Raw genomic sequence first — 20363 nt, forward strand, 5'->3', positions numbered from 1 at the left:
TCCACCCCGGTTGAGACTTTTTGGAGGAAGCCGGGCGCACGTCGCGCTCGACGTACGGCCAAACTCTCCACAAGCTCGTTAATGGGAGAATTGAGACGGCCAGGCCGCCCAGGAACCGGGCAGGGCTCCGCCCTGCCCCCGAGCGCTGAAGGGTCCCCATGCCACCGTCCGCACCGTCCGCCGCCGACAGTCACGACATGATCGAGGTACGCGGCGCCCGGGAGAACAACCTTGCCGACGTCTCGGTCGACATCCCCAAGCGACGCCTCACCGTCTTCACCGGGGTCTCCGGCTCCGGCAAGTCCTCCCTGGTGTTCGGCACCATCGCCGCCGAGTCCCGCCGCCTGATCAACGAGACCTACAGCGCCTTCCTCCAGTCATTCATGCCCAGCCTGTCCCGGCCGGACGTCGACTCGCTGCGCAACCTCACCCCCGCCATCGTGGTGGACCAGGAGCGGATGGGGGTGAACTCCCGCTCCACCGTGGGCACCGCGACGGACGCGTACGCGATGCTGCGGATCGTGTTCAGCCGGCTCGGCACGCCGCACATCGGCGGACCGGGGGCGTTCAGCTTCAACCTGGCCGAGGGCATGTGCCCCACCTGCGAGGGCCTGGGCCGGGTCTCCGACCTGGACGTGTCCGCCATGGTCGACGTGGAGCGCTCGCTCAACGACGGGGCGGTCCTGGTGCCCAACTTCGCCGTCGACTCCTGGTACTGGCAGACCATCGTGGGCTCCGGCCTGTTCGACCCGGATGTCAAGCTCCAGGACTACACGCCGGAGCAGTGGCAGGACTTCCTGCACAAGCCGGCCACGAAGATCAAGATGGGCAGCAACAACTGGACGTACGAGGGCCTCGCGGTCAAGGTGCGCCGGCTCTACCTCAGCAAGGACCGGGAGTCGATGCAGCCGCACATCCGGGCCTTCGTCGACCGGGCGGTCACCTTCACCACCTGCGGCGACTGCGACGGCAGCCGGCTCAACGCCGCGGCCCGCTCGGTGCGGGTCGCCGGCCGGACCATCGTCGAGTGCGCGGCGATGCAGATCAGTGACCTGGCCGAGTTCCTCCACGGGCTGGACGATCCGGCGGTGGCACCGCTGGTCGGCAACCTACGCGAGACGGTGGACTCGCTGGTCGAGATCGGGCTCGGCTATCTCAGCCTGGACCGGGAGTCCGGCACGCTCTCCGGCGGCGAGGCGCAACGGGTGAAGATGGTGCGCCATCTCGGCTCCAGCCTCTCCGACATCACGTACGTCTTCGACGAGCCCACCGTCGGCCTGCACCCGCACGACATCGCCCGGATGAACGACCTGCTGCTGCGGCTGCGGGAGAAGGGCAACACCGTCCTGGTGGTCGAGCACAAGCCGGAGACCATCGCCATCGCGGACCACGTGGTCGATCTCGGCCCGGGCGCCGGGACGGCCGGCGGGCGGATCTGCTACGCCGGTGACGTCGCCGGGCTGCGCCGGGCCGACACCCGCACCGGCCGGCACCTGGACCACCGGGTCGCCCTGCGCGAGCGGGTCCGCCGGCCCACCGGCCACCTGCCGATCCGCGGTGCCGACCTGCACAACCTGCGCGACGTCGGCGTGGACCTCCCGCTGGGCGTGCTGACCGTGGTGACCGGCGTGGCCGGCTCCGGCAAGAGTTCACTGATCCACGGCTCGCTGTCCGGGCGGGCCGGGGTGATCGTGGTGGACCAGTCCGCCATCCGGGGCTCGCGGCGCAGCAACCCCGCCACCTGGACCGGGCTGCTCGACCCGATCCGCACCGCCTTCGCCAAGGCCAACGGGGTGAAGGCGGCGCTGTTCAGCGCGAACTCCGAGGGCGCCTGCCCCACCTGCAAGGGGATCGGGCTGGTCTACACGGATCTGGCGATGATGGCCGGGGTCGCCTCGGTCTGCGAGGACTGCGAGGGCCGCCGCTACACCGCCGAGGTGCTGACCTATCGGCTGCGCGGCAGGAACATCAGCGAGGTGCTGGCGATGTCGGTCACCGAGGCCCGCGAGTTCTTTCCCACCGGCAGCGCCCGGGCGGTGCTCGACCGCCTCACGGACGTCGGCCTGGGCTACCTGGGTCTCGGCCAACCGCTGACCACCCTGTCCGGGGGCGAGCGGCAGCGGCTGAAGCTGGCCACCCACCTGGCCGGTGACGCCGCCACGTACGTGCTGGACGAGCCGACCACCGGGCTGCACCTGGCCGACGTGGACCAGTTGCTGGCCCTGCTGGACCGGCTGGTCGACGCCGGCAACACGGTCATCGTCATCGAGCACCACCAGGCCGTGATGGCGCACGCCGACTGGATCGTGGACCTGGGGCCGGGTGCCGGCCACGACGGCGGGCGGGTGGTGTTCGCCGGCACCCCCGCCGACCTCGTCGCGCACGGTGACACCCTCACCGCCCGCCACCTGCGCGGCTACGTGAACCGCTGACCGGGCGGCCGGCGGGTGGATCGGTCGGACCGGCTCGGGACCGGCGGCTCAGGGCAGCCGGTGCAGCCACCACCGCTGCCACGGGGTCTCCACGGCGCGAGGGTGGTGGTGGGCGCGTACCCAGGCCACCGCTCGCGCGGGGGCGAGCCCGTCGAGGACGGCGAGCGCGGCGAGGGCGGTGCCGGTCCGCCCGACGCCGCCCCGGCAGGCGACCTCCACCCGCTCCCCCGCGTACGCCCGGCGCCACGCCTCCCGCAGCGCGTCCCGCGCGTCGGCGGAGTCGAGCGGCACCCAGAAGTCGGGCCAGCGGACCCGGCGGTACGGCCAGGCCGGAGTCGGACCGGCGGCCAGCAGCAGGGCGAAGTCGGCCGGCGAGGCGGGCGCGCCGATCCGACGGCCGCGTACGGTGGCGCCGCCGGGCAGCACGACCAGCCCGGCGCGGTCGGTCCAGCGCTCGCTCGCGTTCATCCGGCCATTGTGCCGACTGCCGCCCGGCCCGTCGGCCCCGCACACCTGGGTGCCCGCCGGACGTGGTCCGGCGGGCACCCATCGAGGTCCGGGCTCTGCCCGGTGCGCCTCGGTCAGCGCGAGCCCATCCCGAGGCGGCCGCGACGACGCCAGGCCAGGGAGAGCAGCAGCAGGACGACACCCGCACCGGCCATGCCGCCGCCGAGCTTCATCGGTGTGCTGAGGCTCGCCCCGGTCACCGGGAGGTTCTCATCCTTGTGCGGCGGTCGATGCGGCTTCGGCGGGAGGACCGTACCCGTGGCGGTGGCAACCCGGTCGGAGGTCTCACCCGTGGCGGTGAAGGTGTACCGCCCCGGCCGGTTCGGCCGGTAGGTGACAGTGAAGTTGCCAGCGCCGTCGGCGGTCACCGTGAACTCCAGCGGTGCCGGCTGCGGCTGCGCCTGCGCGTAGGACACGCTCGCCAACGCCACGGTGGTGCCGTCGCTACGCCGCGCCGTTCCCTGCGCGGGCGCGGCCTGCGGCAACGCCGAGATGGCGACGCGATGATCCACTCTCTCGTTGGGCGCGAAGCCGGTGCCCCTGAGCGTGAAGATTTCGCCGAGCCTGATCGTGGGCGGGCCGACCGTCAGCTTGGTGACGGGCGGCGGATAGACCGGTGGCTGCGGCTGCGCCGCCCCGGCCGCGGTCGGCGCGGCCGCCACGGCCAGGCCGACCGTGAGCGCCATGATGATGCGGGATAGCCGCATGTGGATTCCCTCCTACTGGTCACAGCTTGGTGCGGTAACAACTTGGGTGGTCCATGGGGTGACGGTGGGGGTGACTACCAGTTCGGCCGTGCCGGCGCCGGTCTGCCCGGTGAGCAGCGTGACGTCGAGCGTCCGGGTCTGTCCCGGCTTGACCTCGACGTTCGCCACGGTGACCTGGCGGCGACGGTCGGTCCCGCTGCCCATCGCGGTGTCCCGCCCGTCGAGCCGGCCGCCGAGCACCGCCCCGCCGGTCGGGCTGTACACCGACACGAAGGTGCGGGCCGTGTACGGGTCGCCGGCGAGGGCGGCGCCGGTGACCGACTTGTCCAGGCCCGACCGCGGCGCGGTGGAGTGCACCGTGACGCGCAGCCGGAGCTCCCGACGCCCGTCGGACTGGCAGTCGCCGACCGTCAGGTTGGCCGAGAACCTCAGGTAGTAGCCGAGCTTCGCGCCGCTGCCGTCGTTGAGAAAGACGCCGACCCTCGGCACGGTGTCCTTCTCGGGGAGCCTCCCGGTCAACGGGCTGTCGCCCAGGACGCGCTGCTCCTCGGGATGGACACTCCAGAACAATATCCGACGTTCAGCAACAGAGCGTGCGAAAACGGTCAAAACCTCGCGGGGATTGGGCGTCTTGGCAAAGAGGGCGTCGAACACCGCCGACGCCGCCTGCGCGTAGTACGCGTCCTGGGCGTGCACGTCCAAGTCCCGGTAGGAGTCGCTGAGCAGCGTCCGGACCACGGTGTTCGCCGCCAGGGACGGGCGGCCGGGCACCGCCACCGGCCCGATGACGCCGAGCAGGTACGACAGCACCACCGGATCCACCGCCAGCACCCCGTCCACCGTGGTCCCGGTACGCCGGCGGACCATCTCCCGGTAGAGCGCCGCCGCGGTCGGGAAGTCGGGACTGAGGTTGACGTCCGCCGGAAAGGTCCCCGGCAGGTCGGACCAGAGCCGGCGCATCTCCGCGTCCACCCGCAACGGCGGGTCGAAGTACTGCATGCTGGCGGAAGCGCCCTGCCCGGTCATCCGGATCTTGCCGCCGTCGGCGCTGATCACGGCGTACGCGCCGAACATCCCGCCGGTGGCGCGCAACTCCGCGGGGTTCTGCGACACCAGCAGATAGCGGCGGGGGCCGTCGGCGCCGAGCAGCGGCGGCAGCAGCCGGGCTCCCTGGTCCGCGGCGGCGGTCAGGCCGGCGAGCCGGTCGAGTTCGGCACGCAGCCCGGTCAACGCGTCGCGCACCTGCCCGACGAGGTCGTCGGTCGGCACCGCCCGCAGCCGCTCGGTCGTCTCCCGCACCGCTCGATCCGCCGCGGACACCTCGGTGGACACGGCGCGCAGCCGGGCCAGGTCGAGCCGCCCCTCCTTGGGCACCAGCGAGGCGAGGTCGATCCGGAGCAGGGTCGGGAAGGCGAGTCGGGCGAGGTCGTCCACCGCCACCGCGATCCGGCGTACGGCGGAGAGGTTGTCCCCGGCGTACGGCGTCTGCCGGCCGAGCCACCAGCCCGGGTCACCGGTGGCGCTTTTGGCGGCGGCTGCCTGCGCCTGGAGCGCGGCGAGGGTGCGCTGGGCCCGGGCGGCGTCCCCACCCACCACCTGGGCGCTGAGTTCCTTGGCCAACCCGGCGGCGTTGAGCAGGTGGGCCCGGGCCTGCCAGCCCCGGAATCCGACCCAACCACCCAGCGTCAGCAGCAGCGAGACGACCACCAGCCCGATGAGCAGGACGCGCCGGACCCGGGCCCGGGTCCGCCGTCGGGACCTTGGCCGCCGACCACGCGACACACCGCTCTCCCCCACACCACTCTCCCAGGACTGAATCGGACAGACTTGTCGATGCACCGCTTTCTAGCACGAAACGGCACAGCACCGGCCCGATATCAGGAAGTTTGCTGCCTCGCGTCCTGGTTTGCGATATCGGTTCGCCTCTATCGGCCGGCGCGCGCCGGCGCCGAGACGTCCTGGAGCATCTGCTCGATCCGGTCGACGCCAGCCCGCAGCGACATCTCCCGCAGGTAGGCCTCCCGCCCCCGGCGGCCCATGTCGACGCGGGCGGGCGGCGGGATCGTCGACGCCAGCCAGAACCGGTCCGCCAGCGCGGCCCAGTCCTCCGGCGGGCAGGACAACCCGGCCCGGGCCCGCTCCACGAGCGCCACCGTGTCGCCACCGGCCGAGGCCACCACCGGAGAGGCACAGGAGAGGGCGGCCTGGAGCTTGCCGGGCACCATCCCGCGCAGCTCGGGCAGGTCGCGCAGCATGACGAGCTGGTAGTCGGCCGCCGCGTACAGCGCCGGCATGTCCAGCGGCGAGCGTCGCTCCACGAAGCGGACGTTGTTCGCCCGGAGCTCGGCGGCGAGCCCCCGCACCCGCCGCTCCTCCGCTCCGGAACCCACCAGGACCAGATCCATCCGGTCGTCCAGCGCGGCCGCCGCGCGCACCGCGGTCTCCAGGCCCTGCCGTACGCCGATCGTCCCCGCGTGCATCACCACGCACCGGCCGTCGCGGCGGATCAGCTGCCGCGCGGCCGGGCTGGGCTCGGTCGGCCGGAAGATCCGTTCGTCGGTCCAGTTGAGCACCACCCGCACCCGGTCCGGGTCGGCGCCGGCCGAGACGACCAGGTCCCGCATGGACGGCGCGGTGACGGCGATACCGCCGGCCTCCTGATAGATCCGGCGCAGGGTGGCGCCGAGCCGCCCCGACCACCGGCGGCCCTCGTCGGGCCGGGACGAGTCCTCCTCCGGCCAGACGTCCTGCACGTGCAGCACGGTCGGTACCCGGCCGAGCAGCCGGACCAGGGCGGCCGCGGCGAAGGTGGCCGCCGGCAACTGGAAGACGTACAGGGCGTCGACGTCACCGAGGTAGCGGCGGCCGGTCAGCGCCACACTGCCGGCGAAGGAGAGCCAACTGGCCATCCGCGCCCCGGCCGAGCCGTCGCCGCCGGCGTACCGGGGCACCCGGCGGACGGTCAGCCGCTCGCTGTGCGTCTGGTGCCGCCACCGCTGCCGCCAGCCCGGATAGACGTGACCGCCCGGGTAGTCCGGGAAACCGGTGAGCACGCGTACCTCGTGACCCCGGGCGGCCAGCTCCTCGGCGAGGCTGCCCGGGATGAACGCCGGCTCCGGCGGGAAGTGGTAGGACAGAATGCCGATCTTCATGGCCGCACTCCCGGTGTGGTATCCCGGCGCCCGACCCGACGCACCCCGTACCATGCACGCATCCCCTCTGCGTCCGGCCGCGATCGCCGGAATTCCGCCGTCGCGGCGATCAGCCGCGCCACCGTGCCGACGAGAGGGGTGCAGATGGTCGACGGGGTGCTCTTCGTCTGCCACGCCAACCTGTGCCGGTCCCCCATGGCCGAGTTCCTCGCCCGGCGGCTGCTCCGCGATCTCCCGGTCACCGTGACCAGTGCGGGCACCGACGCCGTCGACGGCGGGACCATGCACCCGTACGCCGGCGCGGTCGCGGCCGGGACCGGCGTGGACCCGGCGACGTTCCGCACCCGGCGGCTGCGCCCGGAGCATCTGACCCGGGCCACGCTGGTGCTGACCGCCACCCGGCGACAGCGTTCCGTCTGCACCGCGCTGGCCCCGGCCGCGCTGCACCGGACCTTCACCCTTCGCCAGTTCGCCCGGCTGGCCGCCGCGGCCGAGGCCCCCGCCGCGGTCAGCGGATCCCCGCTCCGCGCAGCGGTGGCGGCGGCCGCCCGCGCCCGGGGGCGGCTGCAACCCGCCACCCTCGACGCGGACGACCTGGGCGACCCGATCGGTGGCTCACCCGCCGACTTCCGGCGCTGCGCCGAGGAGATCGAGCGGTCGATCCGACCCGTGTTGGCACTCATCGGGACAGCCGGGTGAGTTCCTGGGTGTGGTCGCCCAGCGGCGCCCCGTGCTCGCCGCGCCGGGCGACACCCGCCCGGTCGGTGGGCACGGACGACGCGGCCGGCGGAACGACCACCTTGTACGCCTCGTACTGGTAGGCGTCCGCCCGGGCCACCTTGGCCATGTTCAGCACACAGCCGAGCAGGCGCACCGACACCGAGTGCAGTGCCCGGGACGCCGCGGCCACCTGGCTGCGCGAGGTCCGCCCCTGCTGGGTGACCAGCAGCGCGCCGTCCGCCTGCACGGCCACCACCACGCCGTCGGTGACGGCGAGCAGCGGCGCGGTGTCGATGACCACGATGTCCGCCGACTCCCGCAGGGCGACCAGCAGGTCAGCCATCGCCTTGGAGCCGAGCAGCTCACTCGGGTTGGGCGGGGTGGCGCCGCTGGGGAGCACGAGCAACGACTTGTCGCCCCACCGCTGCACCACGTCGCCCACCTGGACGTCACCCACCAGCACGTCGGTGAGGCCCACCCCACCGTCGACCCCGAGGTAGTCGGCGACCTTGGGACGGCGCAGGTCGGCGTCGATGAGCAGCACCCGCCAGCCCGCCTCGGCCAGCGCGATCGCCGTGTTGCAGGCCATGGTGGTCTTCCCCTCGCCCTGCAGGGCGCTGGTGACCGCGATGACCCGGGCCGGCTCGTGCACGTCCACGAAGCGCAGGTTGGTGCGGAGCTTGCGGACCGCCTCAGCGCGGGGCGAGTTGGCCGCCTCGCCCACGATCAGCGGAGCCGCCTTGGCCCCGGACTCGAACGGGATCTCGCCCAGCAGCGGGCTGCCGGTCACCCGCTGGAGCGCGGCCGCGTCCCGCATCCGGACGTCGGCGACGCCCCGCAGCACGGCCAGCCCCGCGCCGAGCAGCAGGCCCAGCAGTCCACCGATGACCAGGTTGCGCACCGGCTGCGGCGCCACCGGGCTGGAGGTCACCCGGGGACCGCTCACGATCTCGATCTTGACCGGTGGCGACTTGCCGTCCGGGGGCGTCTCCACCTTCCGCACCAGCTCCACGAACTTGGCGGAGAGCGCCTCGGTGGTCTGCAGCGTCCGAGTCTGGTCGGTGTCGGTGAAGGTGGCCTTCAGCAGCACCGTGCCGGCCTCGGTGGAGGTGCTGATCCGGCGCTGCACCTGGTCGGCGGTGAGCCCGAGCGGGCTCTCCGTCACCACGCTCTGCGCCAGCCGGTCGCTGGTCAACAGGTCGGCGTAGGACTTCACCCGCTGCTGGAGGAACAGGCCGCCCTGGTAGGCGTCGGTGACCCCCTGGCTGGGCGTGGTGACGAAGAAAGTCACCGAGCCCTGATAGCTGGGTGGCGTGCGGACCGTGATCAGAGCCGCCGCCCCCACGGCGACCATCACGGTGACCAGAACGATCCACCAGTGGCGTCGGACCAGCCGCAGATAGCTGAGAACGTCCATCACGCTCCCCCTCGCGACACGCCGATCAGCCGATGAAACTGCACGAAAGCCCCCTAAAACGCCCAGTTGCCATGCCAGGATCGAAAGCGCATATACATCACAGTAAGCGACCGGACGAATGTAAACGATTAGAAGCGCTCATACGGTCTAAATCCTTCCATTCCCGGTTCGGACGCAGAGGACATCGATGGATCGCGAAGCAACCGCCGCCGCCCGGCCCCGCGACTGGGTCACCCGCCGCGCGGCCACCCTCTCTCTGTTAACGCTGGACACCGCCGCGTGGTGCGGCGGATTTCTCGGCGCGGCGTGGACCCGTTACGAGTTCGAGCTGACCGCCGTCCGCGGCGTCCGGGTGCTGACCGTGGCGCTCGGCTGCGCCGCGCTGTACGCGGTGCTCACCCTGCTTCGCTTCCGGATGTACGGGCGGCACCCGATCGGCAGCGCCGGCGAGGCCCGCGGGCTGGCCGGCCGGGCCGCGATCGCCGCGCTGGCCACCCTGGCCTGCCTGCTCCTGCCGCCGTGGACCGAACGGCCGACACCGGCCACCACCCCGCTGCTCGGCGGCGCGGTCGCCCTGGTGCTGATGGCCGCCGGCCGCGCCGCCTGGCGGGCCCGGCAGGAACGACACCGCCGGCCGGTCCGCGCCGCGGAACGGTGCCTGGTCTACGGCGTGGACGCGGCCAGCGAGCGCCTGGTCCGGGTGCTCCTCGGCGATCCGCAGGGCCGGTACCGGCCGGTGGGACTGCTCGACGACGACCCCGCCAACCGGGGACTGCGCCTGGAGGGGCTGCGGGTGCTGGGCGGCCGGGAGCAGATCGCCCCGGCGGTACGGGCGACCCGGGCCGGCACCGTGATCTTCTCGATGAGCGGCTCGGACGCGGCGCTGCTGCGGGACGTGCGCGCCCGCACGCTCCAGGCCGGCGCCGCGTTCAAGGTGCTGCCCCCGGTCCGCGAGCTGCTCGACCGCCCGGTCGCGGTCACCGACGTCCGGGACATGCAGCTCACCGACCTGCTCGGGCGGGCCCAGCGGGTGGCCGAACTGACCTTGGAACGCAGCGGCCTGGCCGGGCGGCGGATCCTGGTCACCGGCGCCGGCGGCTCCATCGGCTCCGAGCTGTGCCGGCAGATCGCCCGCTGCGAGCCGGGCGAGCTGATGATGCTCGACCGGGACGAGTCGGCCCTGCACGCCCTGCAGATGTCCCTGCACGGGCGGGCGCTGCTGGACGGCCCAGAGCTGATCCTGGCCGACATCCGCGACGCCGAGGGCATCGCCCGGATCATCGCCGACCGGCAGCCGGACGTGGTCTTCCACGCGGCGGCCCTCAAGCACCTCACCATGCTCCAGCGGCACCCCGGCGAGGCGATCAAGACCAACGTCTGGGGCACCCTCAACGTCCTGGAGGCGTGCCGGGACATCGCCGAGTTCGTCAACATCTCCACCGACAAGGCGGCCAACCCGACCAGCGTGCTCGGCTACTCGAAGCGGATCACCGAGCGGCTCACCGCTCACTTCGCCGACCAGCTCGGCGGGGCCTACCTGAGCGTCCGCTTCGGCAACGTGCTCAGCAGCCGGGGCTCCGTGCTGACCGCGTTCCAGGCGCAGATCCGGGCCGGGGTGCCGATCACCGTCACGCACCCCGAGGTGACCCGCTACTTCATGACCGTGCAGGAGGCGGTGCACCTGGTGCTCCAGGCGGCCACCATCGGCCGCGGCGGTGAGGCGCTGGTGCTCGACATGGGCGAGCCGGTACGCATCGCCGACGTCGCCCGCCGGCTCGCCGCCGAGGCGGACCACCCGGTCGACATCGTCTACACCGGGCTGCGGCCGGGCGAGAAGCTGCACGAGCACCTGTTCGGCGCCGACGAGGCGGACAGCCGACCGCTGCACCCACTCATCTCACACGTGGCGGTGCCGTCGCTCGCCCCAGAGGAGGTACGCGGGCTGGACCCGTACGCCGACCCGGACGAGTTGGTCAAGCGGCTGGCGGCGCTCTGCGACCACGTCCACGCGTCGCTGCCGGTGCTGCCCGGGCAGCGCTGAGCCGGGCGTGGTGGGCGCTTCCGCCCGGCGCCTGAGCGAAGCGTCCCACCGGCCCGGATCGGCCCTGCTGCCGCCGACGGGATAGGGTCGAACCCGGTGTGCCGGGAAGTCTGGTCGGCGAGTTCCTTGCCGTCGACGAGCCGGAGTTGGACACCGCATGACCAACCGCACCCCGCGCACCCGCCTGCCCGAACGCCTCCTCGCCCGCCGTTCCTGGCCGGAAGCACGCTTCCTGGCCGACGTGCTGCGTACCGAAACGGTGGGCGGCGGGCTGCTGCTGCTCGGTGCGGTGATCGCGCTGGCCTGGGCCAACTCCCCCTGGCGGTCCGCGTACGCGGAACTGGGCCGCTGGGTGCCGTGGCCCGGCGGCGGGGCGCTGCACCTGGACCTCGCCCTCGCCGCGTGGGCCGCGGACGGCCTGCTGGCGATCTTCTTCTTCGTGGTGGGCCTGGAGCTCAAACGCGAGTTCGTGGCCGGGGACCTGCGGGACCCGCGGCGGGCGACCGTGCCGGTGGTCGCCGCGATCGGGGGCATGCTGGTGCCCGCCCTCTGCTACGTCGCGGTGGTCCTCTCCACCGGCGGGGCGGGACTGCGCGGCTGGGCCATCCCCACCGCCACCGACATCGCCTTCGCCCTCGCCGTGCTGGCAGTGGTCAGCTCACACCTGCCGCAGGGGCTGCGCGCCTTCCTGCTCACCCTCGCGGTGGTCGACGACCTCTTCGCGATCATCATCATCGCCGTCTTCTACACCGCCGACTTCCACCCCGTGCCGCTGCTCGCGGCGCTGGCACCGATCGCCGTCTTCGCGCTGCTGGTGCAGCGGCGGCGGACCTGGTGGTGGGTGCTCATCCCGCTCGCCGGGCTCGCCTGGGCCCTGGTGCACGCCTCCGGGGTGCACGCCACGGTGGCCGGGGTGCTGCTCGGCTTCACCGTGCCGGTGCTGCCCTCGCGGGCCGGCGGACCGGGGCTGGCGGAGCGGCTGGAGCACAGGTGGCGGCCGGTGTCGGCGGGCCTGGCGGTGCCGGTCTTCGCGTTCTTCGCGGCCGGCGTGTCGCTGGTCGACGTCGACCTGGGCGCGGTGCTCACCGACCCGGTCGTGCTCGGGGTCGCCGCCGGTCTGGTGCTCGGCAAGACGGTCGGCGTGTTCGGCTCGACGTTCCTGCTCGCCCGGTTCACCCGCGCCGAACTCGACGAGGAGATCACCTGGGCGGACCTGCTCGGGCTGGCGCTGCTGGCCGGCATCGGCTTCACCGTCTCGCTGCTCATCGGTGAGCTGGCCTTCGGCGCCGGCAGCCCGGAGGACGACCGGGTGAAGGTGGCCGTGCTGCTCGGCTCGCTGATCGCGGCCACGTTGGCCTCGACCGTGCTGCTGCGCCGCAACCGGGTGTACCGGCGGATCTCGGAGCGGGAGAGCCGGGACGCCGACGGCGACGGCATCCCGGACGTCTACCAGAAGCGGACCGCGTAGGCGCCCCGGGCACGGTCAGCGCCGGCGCTGGCCCTTGCGTTCCTCCTCGGGCTCCTTCCACCCATCGGTCTCCTCCTCCACCGCCTCGGCGTACGGCTCCATGGCGTCGTCGGCCGGCACCACGATCTGCTCGATCCGGTCCTGCTCGTCAGGGCGCGCGCCGGGTGGCGGCTCGGGAGCGGTGGTCTCCCCGGCGAAGCCGTACTCGTTGGGCTCGTCGTGCCTGGCCATGCGCTGACCTCCCGGTCGTCCGAAGGTTCGCCTCTCCTGCCGCCCACGCTAGGCGTCCGGCGTCGCCGCCGCAGGACGGCGCAGATCTTCGTACCCGGGGCCGGCCTCGACGATCGCCCCGGTCGGGCGCCGCCGCCGCGACCGGGCGGGCGCGGCGGCGACACCCCGCGGACGGCTCAGGTCAGCTCGTGGACCGCCTCCAGGATCAGCCACAGGCCGGAGATGGCGAAGAGGATCGCCGCACCGTACCGGATGGCCTTCTCCGGCAGGTGCTTGCCGAGCAGCCGGCCGACCATGATCGCCAGGGCGTCGGCGGCCACCATGCCGATCGTGGAACCGAGCCAGGTCCCGAACCAGCCGTACTTGGTGGCCAGGGTGATGGTGGCCAGCATGGTCTTGTCACCCAGCTCGGCCAGGAAGAAGGCGACGCCGACGGTGATGATCGCCGATTTGCTGCTCTTCTCGGCCTTGCGCTTCTCCTCCTCGGTGAGCTTGTCGCCGCGCAGGGTCCACGCGCCGAAACCCAGGAACGCCACACCGGCGATGAGCGAGATCCAGGTGGTGGGCAGCGCCGCGTGCAGCCCGTACCCGATCGCCACCGAGGCCAGGTGCACGATGGCGGTGGCGACGGTGATGCCGATGAGCACCGGCACGGGCTTGAACCGCGTGGCGAACGTGAGGGCCATGAGCTGCGACTTGTCGCCCAACTCGGCGACGAAGATGACGCCGAAGCTGATCACCAGCGCGACGAGGAAACCGTCCATGTGAACCTTCCCGATCAAGCCGGGAGGAGGTACGGGGGCGCCCTCGACCCGGCTGCGACAGCCTGAGTCGAAGGTCTCGCCCGCCCCGGGGACCGGGGCCGCGTGGCCGGATGCGGGACGCACCAGTATGTCGACCACGACATTGGGGGCTACTCCCCTTCGCGCCGCCCAGCCTAGCCCACCCCGGCCGGCGGGGTCGCCGCGGGTGAACAGCGTCTCTGATTAGCTTAGTGATCCTGAGTCGGATGGGGTTTCCGGGATCGTTTCCCACCGTGGTGGAGATGCATGGGCGTGCAGGTGGAATCCCGCGCCCAGTGCGGCTCCTCGTGGCCGGTGGCCGGTGGTGGTGGGTGTGCTGATCGTGTTCACGTCCTGGTGTCGGTGGGCTGCGCGGGGCAGCCTCCGGTCCGTTGGTGCGTGTCCCTCCGGACGCTTGCCCGCCCGGCCGTGAGGTCGGGTGGGGGAGGGTGCCCTGCGTCGCCTGGGCGCGGGGCGTGTTGGCTTGTGCCGGGTGGGGCCGGTCTTCGACCGGTCCCTCCGGCTGGCCTTGACCGTGGTGGTGGGGGTGATGACGGCGCTGGCTTCGAGGGTGTCGACGACCGTGCGGATCACCATGGCGCCGGTGGTCTTGTCGGTGACGGTTTTGGCTTGGTGGGTGAGGCCGCGGGCGGCGATACGCCGCCAGGCGCCATGGTCGCGGTCTCCTTGCCAGCGGCAGGACTGGTTGGGGCAGGTGGCCCACTTCCATCCCGACGTGGCGGGCCGGTCGGGGGCTTTGCAGTGCCGTAGCGGGGCCAGGCACTGCGGGCAGTGCTTGGACGTGTTGCGGGCGGGGACGGTGACCACGGCGATACCGGTCTCGGCGGCGAGGTGCCGGATGCGGTCGCTGATCTTTCCGCGGACCTGTTGGGACAGGCGAGTATTCAGGGTGCGCCCCATGCCCTTGGCTTCCATCGATCGCAGGTCTTCCAGGTAGATGACGGTCGCCCGGGCGGCGATCGCCTGGTCGACCGTCCAGCGGGCGGCAGCCCACGCCAGCGCGTCGTTCAGGTTTTGGCGGCGGGCGGACACGTGCCGGATCTCGCCAACCAGCAGCCCGTGTTTCGCGCTCAGCTGCTCGTCGGGGCGGCCGCCGATGAGCCGCTGGTAGGTATCGGCCTTGGCGTGCAGCCGCTCACTCTGACGGCGCAGTCGATGCTGCTTGGCCAGGATGCCGGCGGCCCGGAACTGTCCACCCGCCCCCAACGCCGCGATCCGTCCGCTGTGGTGCAGTCGTAGGGCACCGGCGCTGAGGAGGGTGTTGAGGCCCCAATCCACACCGACCGCCACCGTGTGACCGGTCCGCGCGGCTTTCGGCACCGGGTGCGTGTATGCCAGGTCGGCACGCACCATCCCGTCGGTGACGCGGAGGGTGGGCAGGTGCAGCACCGCCGAGGCAGGAACCGTGGACGGCAACGTGATCCGGCACGCCACCCACGTCCAGTCCCGATACCCTCGCGGATCCGGACGGGTGGGCAACTGCAGCCGCAGCAGCGCCCTGCCCGGGTCGGTGTCGCAGCGCTCGATCGTGGCCTGCTGCCGGTCACACGCGGCCAGCAACAGCATCCGCCCGATTCTCGGGGTGCCTTCGAGTTCGAACACGTCCACCGGCAGCCGGCCGTTGACCTTGGCGAACGTGGCGGCCTGCCGGGTGCGGCCCTTGATGATGCTGGCCGGCAGATGCTCTCCGCCTGGGATCGCGGCCCGCACCTGATCCCACTCCGCGGGGGTGCGCTTGCGCGGATCGGCCGGCCACGTCGCCAGGACCCCGGCTGTCACATCGGCGCGCCACGCCGCCGAACGAAGAGCACGCCCCGCTTGCTCCTGCGCCATCCGCACGATCCGGTCATTGACCCTCACACCCACCGGCGCGGTCACCGCCCAGCCCAGGCGTCGCAGCGCCATCCACGCGTTCGACGGCAACCGCCGCCCACCCGCATCCACCCCGGAAGCCAACACCTGCACATCCACGGTGTTCCAGTGCTCGCCGATCAGCGTGGCCACCATGCCCGCCACCAGATCGGCACACCAACCGACCCGTTGCGCCAGCACCGCCCGAGACAGCACCTCGCCGGTTTCCTCGTCCACCCCTACGCGGAGCAATGCGCGGGCACACGCGGTGCGGGCCATCTCACCCTCGGCCAGCCGCAGCTTCCCGCTCACCGACTCAACGCCTCAACACCGATCCACAAAAACCGGCCCTCACCGCCAACCCACGCCACCGGCATCCACCCCGAGCCAACCCAAACACCAAGCATCACAGGGTGAACACCGACACACTCCGCGGCCTGTGAGAGCCGAAGACATTCCATACAGACCAATCTATGATCACTGACGATAAATAATCAAACCGGTCAGCCTCACCCACGGCGGCCCCGGACGCTCAGTCGGCCCGGGCGAGGGTGACGCCGAACAGTCCGTCCGGGTCGGTCCAGAACGCCTGCGTGGCGAAGCCGGTGTCGGTCAGCTCGGCCGCGATCCCCTCCGGGTGGAACTTCGCCGAGATCTCCGTCCGCAGCTCCTCACCCGCGGCGAACCCGATGTCCAGGTCCAGCACGTGCACCCGCATCGGGCGTTCGGCGCGCAGCCGCATCTCGATCCACTCGTGCGCGGGATCCCAGACCGCCACGTGGGTGAACGCCTCCGGGTCGAAGTCCGCCCCCAGCTCCCGGTTGATCACACGGAGCACGTTGCGGTTGAAGTCGGCGGTCACCCCGGCCGCGTCGTCGTAGGCGGGCACGATCACCTTCGGGTCCTTGACCAGGTCGGTGCCGATCAGCAGCCAGTCGCCGGCCTCCAGCGCGGCGCGCATGGCGGTGAGGAACTCGGCCCGCTCCACCGGCAGCAGGTTGCCGACGGTGCCGCCGAGGAACACCACCAGCCGCCGGCCGCCGGTGGGCAGCCGGTCGAGCTGCCGGGTGAAGTCGCCGACGATGCCGCGTACCCGCAGCCCGGGGTACTCGGTGGCGATCCGCTCGGTGGACTCCCGCAGCGCGCTGACCGACACGTCCAGCGGCGCGAAGGTGCCCAGGCCTCCGTGACGGGTGAACGCGTCGAGCAGCAGCCGGGTCTTCTCCGACGAGCCGGACCCCAGCTCGATCAGCGTCTTCGCCCCGGTCACCTCGGCGATCTCGTCGGCGTGCTCGGTCAGCACCGCCCGTTCGGCCCGGGTCGGGTAGTACTCCGGCAGCCGGGTGATCTCGCCGAAGAGTTCACTGCCCCGGGCGTCGTAGAACCATTTCGGTGGCAGCCACTTCGGCTGCGCGGTCAGCCCGACCCGTACGTCCTCCCGCAGGCTGCGGTCGAGGTCCTGCTCCGCCAGGTAGATCTCCAGTGGCTCCGCGCTCATGAGGTGCCCCTTCCGTTGCCCGAACGTCCTGCCCTACCCGTGGAAACGTTGGTTCAGGCGGCCACCAGGTCCCGGGTTCGCACCCCGGTCGCGGTCGCCACCACCAGCCGCCCGTCCGGCACCGCCTGCCAGCCGGGGTCGTCGTCGAGAGGTTCCGAGGCCAACAGCACCGACTCGGGGGTACGGCGCACCGACAACGCGTGCCCGGCCACGCTGGCCACCGCCGTCGTACCGTCGGTGAGCAGCAGGTTCACCCGCGACCCGGGCGCGACCGCCGCGACGGCCGCGACGGTGTCGGCCACCGCCCGCGCCGGATCGTGCCCGGCCCGCAGCCGGTGCCGGACCAGCGCCCACAGCAGCGCGGCGTCGGTCGGCGCGTCCAGCGTCAGCAGGTCGCGGACCGGCAGCTCGGCGGCGAGCGGCACCACCGTGTCCGGCCAGCCCCGGACCACGCCGTTGTGGCTGAACAGCCAGCGCCCCTCGGCGAACGGCGCGGCGGCCGTCTCCTGCACCGGCATGCCGACCGTCGCGGACCGGACCGCGGCCAGCACCGCACCGGCGACCGTGACCGCCGCGAGCCCGGGCAGCGTGGTGTCGCTCCACAGCGGCTGCGCCCGCCGGTAACGGACCGGGTCGCCGGTGCCCGGGTACCACCCGACGCCGAAGCCGTCGGCGTTGATCGTGCCGCCGCCGCGCATGTCGCGCGGCGCCCAGGACTGCCGCAGCAGCCCGTACGGCGGGTCGTACAGCAGGCTACGCAGGCTGACCGGCGGACCGAGGTACGCCAGGTGGCGGCACATCAGGCGGAACCGCCGCTCACGCCGCCCTGCTCCGGTCGCTCACGCCGCCGCCTCCTCCGGTCGGGCGTCCCGGGCGCAGCGGAAACCGCTGAAGATCTGCCGCCGGATCGGGTAGTCCCAGTTGCGGAAGGTGCCCCGGCAGGCCGCCCGGTCGGTGCCGAACGAGCCGCCACGCAGCACCCGGTAGTCGTCGCCGAAGAAGACCTCGGAGTACTCGCGGTACGGGAACGCGACGAAGCCGGGATGCCCCCGGAAGGTGGACGAGGTCCATTCCCAGACGTCCCCGATGAGCTGGTGCACGCCGAGCGGCGAGGCGCCCGCCGGGTACGCGCCCACCGGCGCCGGCCACAGGTGCCGCTGGCCCAGGTTCGCGTGCCCGACCGTCGGGTCGCCATCACCCCACGGGTAGCGACGGGAGCGCCCGGCCGCGGGGTCCCAGCGGGCCGCCTTCTCCCACTCCGCCTCGGTGGGTAGGCGCCTGCCGGCCCAGGCCGCGTACGCCTCCGCCTCGTACCAGCAGACGTGCACCACCGGCTCGTCGTCGCGCACCGGCGACCAGCGGCCGAACCGGCGGTACGCCCAGCAGTCGCCGTCCCGCCGCCAGTGCATCGGCGCGCTCAGCTCCGCTTCGACGCGGTGTCGCCAGCCCGCCACACTCCACCAGCGCGGCTCGTCGTACCCGCCGTCGGCGATGAAGTCGCGGTACTGGCCGTTGGTGACCGGCGCGGCGTCGATGACGTACGCGGGCAGGTCCACGGTGTGCGCGGGGCGCTCGTTGTCCAGCGCCCACGGGTCGGTCGAGGTGCCCATGGTGAACGGCCCGGCCGGCACCAGCACCTCGCCGCCGACCCGGCTTCGCGGCTCGGGCGGTGGTGGCGCGTCCAGCACCGGCGCCCCGGCGCGCAGCTGGTGGGTGGCCAGCATGGTCTCGTCGTGCTGCTGCTCGTGCTGCACGATCATCCCGAACGCGAAGCCGTCCGCCACCAGCTTCCGATCGGTGAACCGGATCCCGTCGAGCAGGTCGTACACCTTGTCCCGGACGGTGTGCACATAGGCGCGGGCCTCGGCCGGGGGCAGCAGGGGCAGCGCGGGGCGGTCCTTGCGGGGCTGTTTGAACGCGTCGTACAGGTCGTCGATGTCGCGGCGTACCGGATCGCGACCGCCGACGTCGCGCACCAGCCAGAGCTCCTCCTGGTTGCCGACGTGGGCCAGGTCCCAGACCAGCGGGGACATCAGGGTGGAGTGCTGCCGGATCAGGTCGTCGTCGTCCACCGCGTCGGTCAGCAGCGCGGTGCGGCCTCGGGTGCGGTCCAGCTCCGCCGCGATCCGGCTGCGCAGCTGCTCGCTGTCCGTACCCGGCCGCTCGGTCGTGGTCACCGGTGTCCCCTCTCCGCGGCGGCGCGGCGCCGCACGATTCCTCGGCTCGTCTCCTCGTGGATCCCGGCCGGCAGGTCCAGCTCGGGCAGGGCCGCCAGGGCCAGGTCGAACAGCGCCGTCGCGGCGGCAGCCAGCGGGCCGTCGTCGAGCCCGTGCCGGGCCGCGGCCTGCCAGCGGTCGGCGACCGGGGTGGCGACGGCCAGCGCGTCCCGGGTGGTGGCCGGCTCGGCGAACAGCGCGGCCAGCACGGCCAGCGGCACCGTCCACTCCCGCCGCGGCTGGGCGTCCAGGTAGCGCACCTCCAGGTAGCCGCGCGGGCGTACCGGCGGGAAGAGGGTGCTGACGTGATAGTCCAGGTCATCGGTGGTCGGCGGGCGGGGCAGCGCCCCGGCCAGCCAGTCGGCGAAGGTGACCCCCGGCGGCGGGGTCCAGTCCGGACCGTCACCGCGGATGCACAGCAGCGGCGCGGCGAGCACGTACTCGGCCCACGCGGTGAGCGGGTCACGGTCGGGCGAAACGGGCGACCAGACCGGCCGGGTCCGGGCCGGGTCGATGGCCAGCCAGGCGGCCATCCGGGCCGAGGCCCAGCCGGTACGCCGGCCGGCGTACCGGTCCGCGGTGGCGAACGCGGCCAGCAGCGGTGGACCGACGGCGTGGGCCGCGGCCCACCTTTGCGCCAGCTGCTCCGGCTCGCCCGCGTCAAGGCAGACCTGCAGGCTGGCTGTGCTGTACATCATGACCCGACCGGCCGGGCCGTGCCGGTCGAAGACGCAGCGCATGGCCTGGTAGCGGGGGGTTTCCACGACGGAGCGCGGGATCCGCCAGGGATCCAGGCCGGCACGGCCGAGGGCGAGGCCGGCGGCGTCCAGCGCGGCGGTCAGCTCGGCGACGTCGGCCTCGGTGGCCAGGATGAGCGCGGCGATCGACGGTCGCGGCGCGGAGGAGATTTCCACCTGCCCGCCCGGCTCCACGGTCACGGCGCCGCCGTGCCGGAGCCTCTCGGCCGGGCTGGTGGGATCGATGGTGACGGGGCTGTGCCGCCCCAGCGCCCGGTGCAACCGTGCGCGGTCGACCGGGCGGGCCGGGTCCGCGGCGTCGTGCACTGTCCATTCCAGCTCGACGCCGGTGAGCGTGGGCGGACCGGTCTTGAAGCAGATCCTGGCGATGTGCCGGGCGGCGGCGGCCTCGTCCGGCAGGACGGTCGTCCGGTCCAGCTCCGGTGACATCACCAAGAGAAGGCTCCTCTCCCCGTGCGGGGTGGGCGACCACGGTGTCGACGGGCGCCCCACCGTCGCGGGTCGGGCGTCCGCGGTCCCACCCATCTTCTGTCTAGCAGACAGATCCCGCGGGCCGAGGGAG

The 20363-nt window shown here is 72.8% G+C and carries 16 protein-coding genes; 4 read left to right on the forward strand and 12 right to left on the reverse strand.

All coding sequences use genetic code 11. The annotated features are described in order from the left end of the window. The first annotated feature begins 158 nt into the window (after nt 1-158). Nucleotides 159-2432, forward strand: coding sequence for an ATP-binding cassette domain-containing protein (locus ACFYM6_RS18795; RefSeq protein ID WP_387277046.1), 2274 nt, complete (start codon nt 159-161; stop codon nt 2430-2432). Between the two features lie 48 nt (nt 2433-2480). Here ACFYM6_RS18795 and ACFYM6_RS18800 read toward each other — a convergent pair whose 3' ends face one another. From ACFYM6_RS18800 to ACFYM6_RS18815, 4 genes are all read right to left on the reverse strand, one after another. Then, entirely contained in the window at nt 2481-2900 is a 420-nt protein-coding gene (locus ACFYM6_RS18800) for a protein-tyrosine phosphatase family protein (protein ID WP_387277048.1), read from the reverse strand. Nucleotides 2901-3013: 113 nt separating this feature from the next. Further along, nucleotides 3014-3646, reverse strand: a complete 633-nt coding sequence (locus ACFYM6_RS18805; RefSeq protein ID WP_387277050.1) for a hypothetical protein — start codon at nt 3644-3646, stop codon at nt 3014-3016. A 12-nt stretch (nt 3647-3658) separates the two neighbouring features. Continuing rightward, nucleotides 3659-5428, reverse strand: coding sequence for a DUF4012 domain-containing protein (locus tag ACFYM6_RS18810; RefSeq protein WP_387277052.1), 1770 nt, complete (start codon nt 5426-5428; stop codon nt 3659-3661). A gap of 143 nt (nt 5429-5571) precedes the next feature. Then, nucleotides 5572-6798: a glycosyltransferase family 4 protein gene (locus tag ACFYM6_RS18815; RefSeq protein WP_387277054.1), complete on the reverse strand. Its 1227-nt coding sequence runs from the start codon at nt 6796-6798 to the stop codon at nt 5572-5574. Nucleotides 6799-6921: 123 nt separating this feature from the next. Here ACFYM6_RS18815 and ACFYM6_RS18820 point away from each other — a divergent pair, with 123 nt between their 5' ends. After that, nucleotides 6922-7497, forward strand: coding sequence for a low molecular weight phosphatase family protein (locus ACFYM6_RS18820; RefSeq protein ID WP_387277056.1), 576 nt, complete (start codon nt 6922-6924; stop codon nt 7495-7497). On the opposite strand, the gene ACFYM6_RS18825 is transcribed toward ACFYM6_RS18820, so the two are convergent. Then, nucleotides 7478-8935: a polysaccharide biosynthesis tyrosine autokinase gene (locus tag ACFYM6_RS18825; RefSeq protein ID WP_387277058.1), complete on the reverse strand. Its 1458-nt coding sequence runs from the start codon at nt 8933-8935 to the stop codon at nt 7478-7480. The genes ACFYM6_RS18820 and ACFYM6_RS18825 overlap by 20 nt on opposite strands. Nucleotides 8936-9122: 187 nt before the next feature. Here ACFYM6_RS18825 and ACFYM6_RS18830 point away from each other — a divergent pair, with 187 nt between their 5' ends. Together ACFYM6_RS18830 and nhaA are read left to right on the forward strand one after the other, a co-directional pair. Continuing rightward, the gene (locus ACFYM6_RS18830; protein WP_387277060.1) at nt 9123-10976 is read left to right on the forward strand and encodes a polysaccharide biosynthesis protein; all 1854 of its coding nucleotides are present in this window, start codon (nt 9123-9125) and stop codon (nt 10974-10976) included. 157 nt (nt 10977-11133) lie between these two features. Further along, nucleotides 11134-12444, forward strand: coding sequence for a Na+/H+ antiporter NhaA (gene nhaA, locus ACFYM6_RS18835; RefSeq protein ID WP_387277061.1), 1311 nt, complete (start codon nt 11134-11136; stop codon nt 12442-12444). 15 nt (nt 12445-12459) lie between these two features. Here nhaA and ACFYM6_RS18840 read toward each other — a convergent pair whose 3' ends face one another. From ACFYM6_RS18840 to egtA, 7 genes are all read right to left on the reverse strand, one after another. Then, nucleotides 12460-12675, reverse strand: a complete 216-nt coding sequence (locus ACFYM6_RS18840; protein ID WP_387277063.1) for a hypothetical protein — start codon at nt 12673-12675, stop codon at nt 12460-12462. A 176-nt stretch (nt 12676-12851) separates the two neighbouring features. Beyond that, nucleotides 12852-13439, reverse strand: a complete 588-nt coding sequence (locus tag ACFYM6_RS18845; RefSeq protein ID WP_387277064.1) for a TMEM165/GDT1 family protein — start codon at nt 13437-13439, stop codon at nt 12852-12854. A gap of 222 nt (nt 13440-13661) precedes the next feature. Beyond that, nucleotides 13662-15641 (reverse strand): zinc ribbon domain-containing protein, encoded by a 1980-nt coding sequence (locus ACFYM6_RS18850; protein ID WP_387277066.1) that lies wholly within the window; start codon nt 15639-15641, stop codon nt 13662-13664. 220 nt (nt 15642-15861) lie between these two features. After that, nucleotides 15862-16827: an L-histidine N(alpha)-methyltransferase gene (gene egtD, locus ACFYM6_RS18855; RefSeq protein WP_387277068.1), complete on the reverse strand. Its 966-nt coding sequence runs from the start codon at nt 16825-16827 to the stop codon at nt 15862-15864. A gap of 53 nt (nt 16828-16880) precedes the next feature. Further along, the gene (gene egtC / locus ACFYM6_RS18860; protein ID WP_387277069.1) at nt 16881-17627 is read right to left on the reverse strand and encodes an ergothioneine biosynthesis protein EgtC; all 747 of its coding nucleotides are present in this window, start codon (nt 17625-17627) and stop codon (nt 16881-16883) included. Nucleotides 17628-17666: 39 nt separating this feature from the next. Beyond that, nucleotides 17667-19004 (reverse strand): ergothioneine biosynthesis protein EgtB, encoded by a 1338-nt coding sequence (egtB, locus tag ACFYM6_RS18865; RefSeq protein WP_387277071.1) that lies wholly within the window; start codon nt 19002-19004, stop codon nt 17667-17669. Continuing rightward, the gene (gene egtA / locus ACFYM6_RS18870) at nt 19001-20236 is read right to left on the reverse strand and encodes an ergothioneine biosynthesis glutamate--cysteine ligase EgtA (protein WP_387277073.1); all 1236 of its coding nucleotides are present in this window, start codon (nt 20234-20236) and stop codon (nt 19001-19003) included. Before egtA ends, egtB begins: the two co-directional genes overlap by 4 nt. Between the last annotated feature and the right edge of the window lie 127 nt (nt 20237-20363).

This window comes from Micromonospora sp. NPDC006431 (genome assembly GCF_042870725.1).
In the GTDB taxonomy this organism is placed as follows: Bacteria; Actinomycetota; Actinomycetes; order Mycobacteriales; family Micromonosporaceae; genus Micromonospora.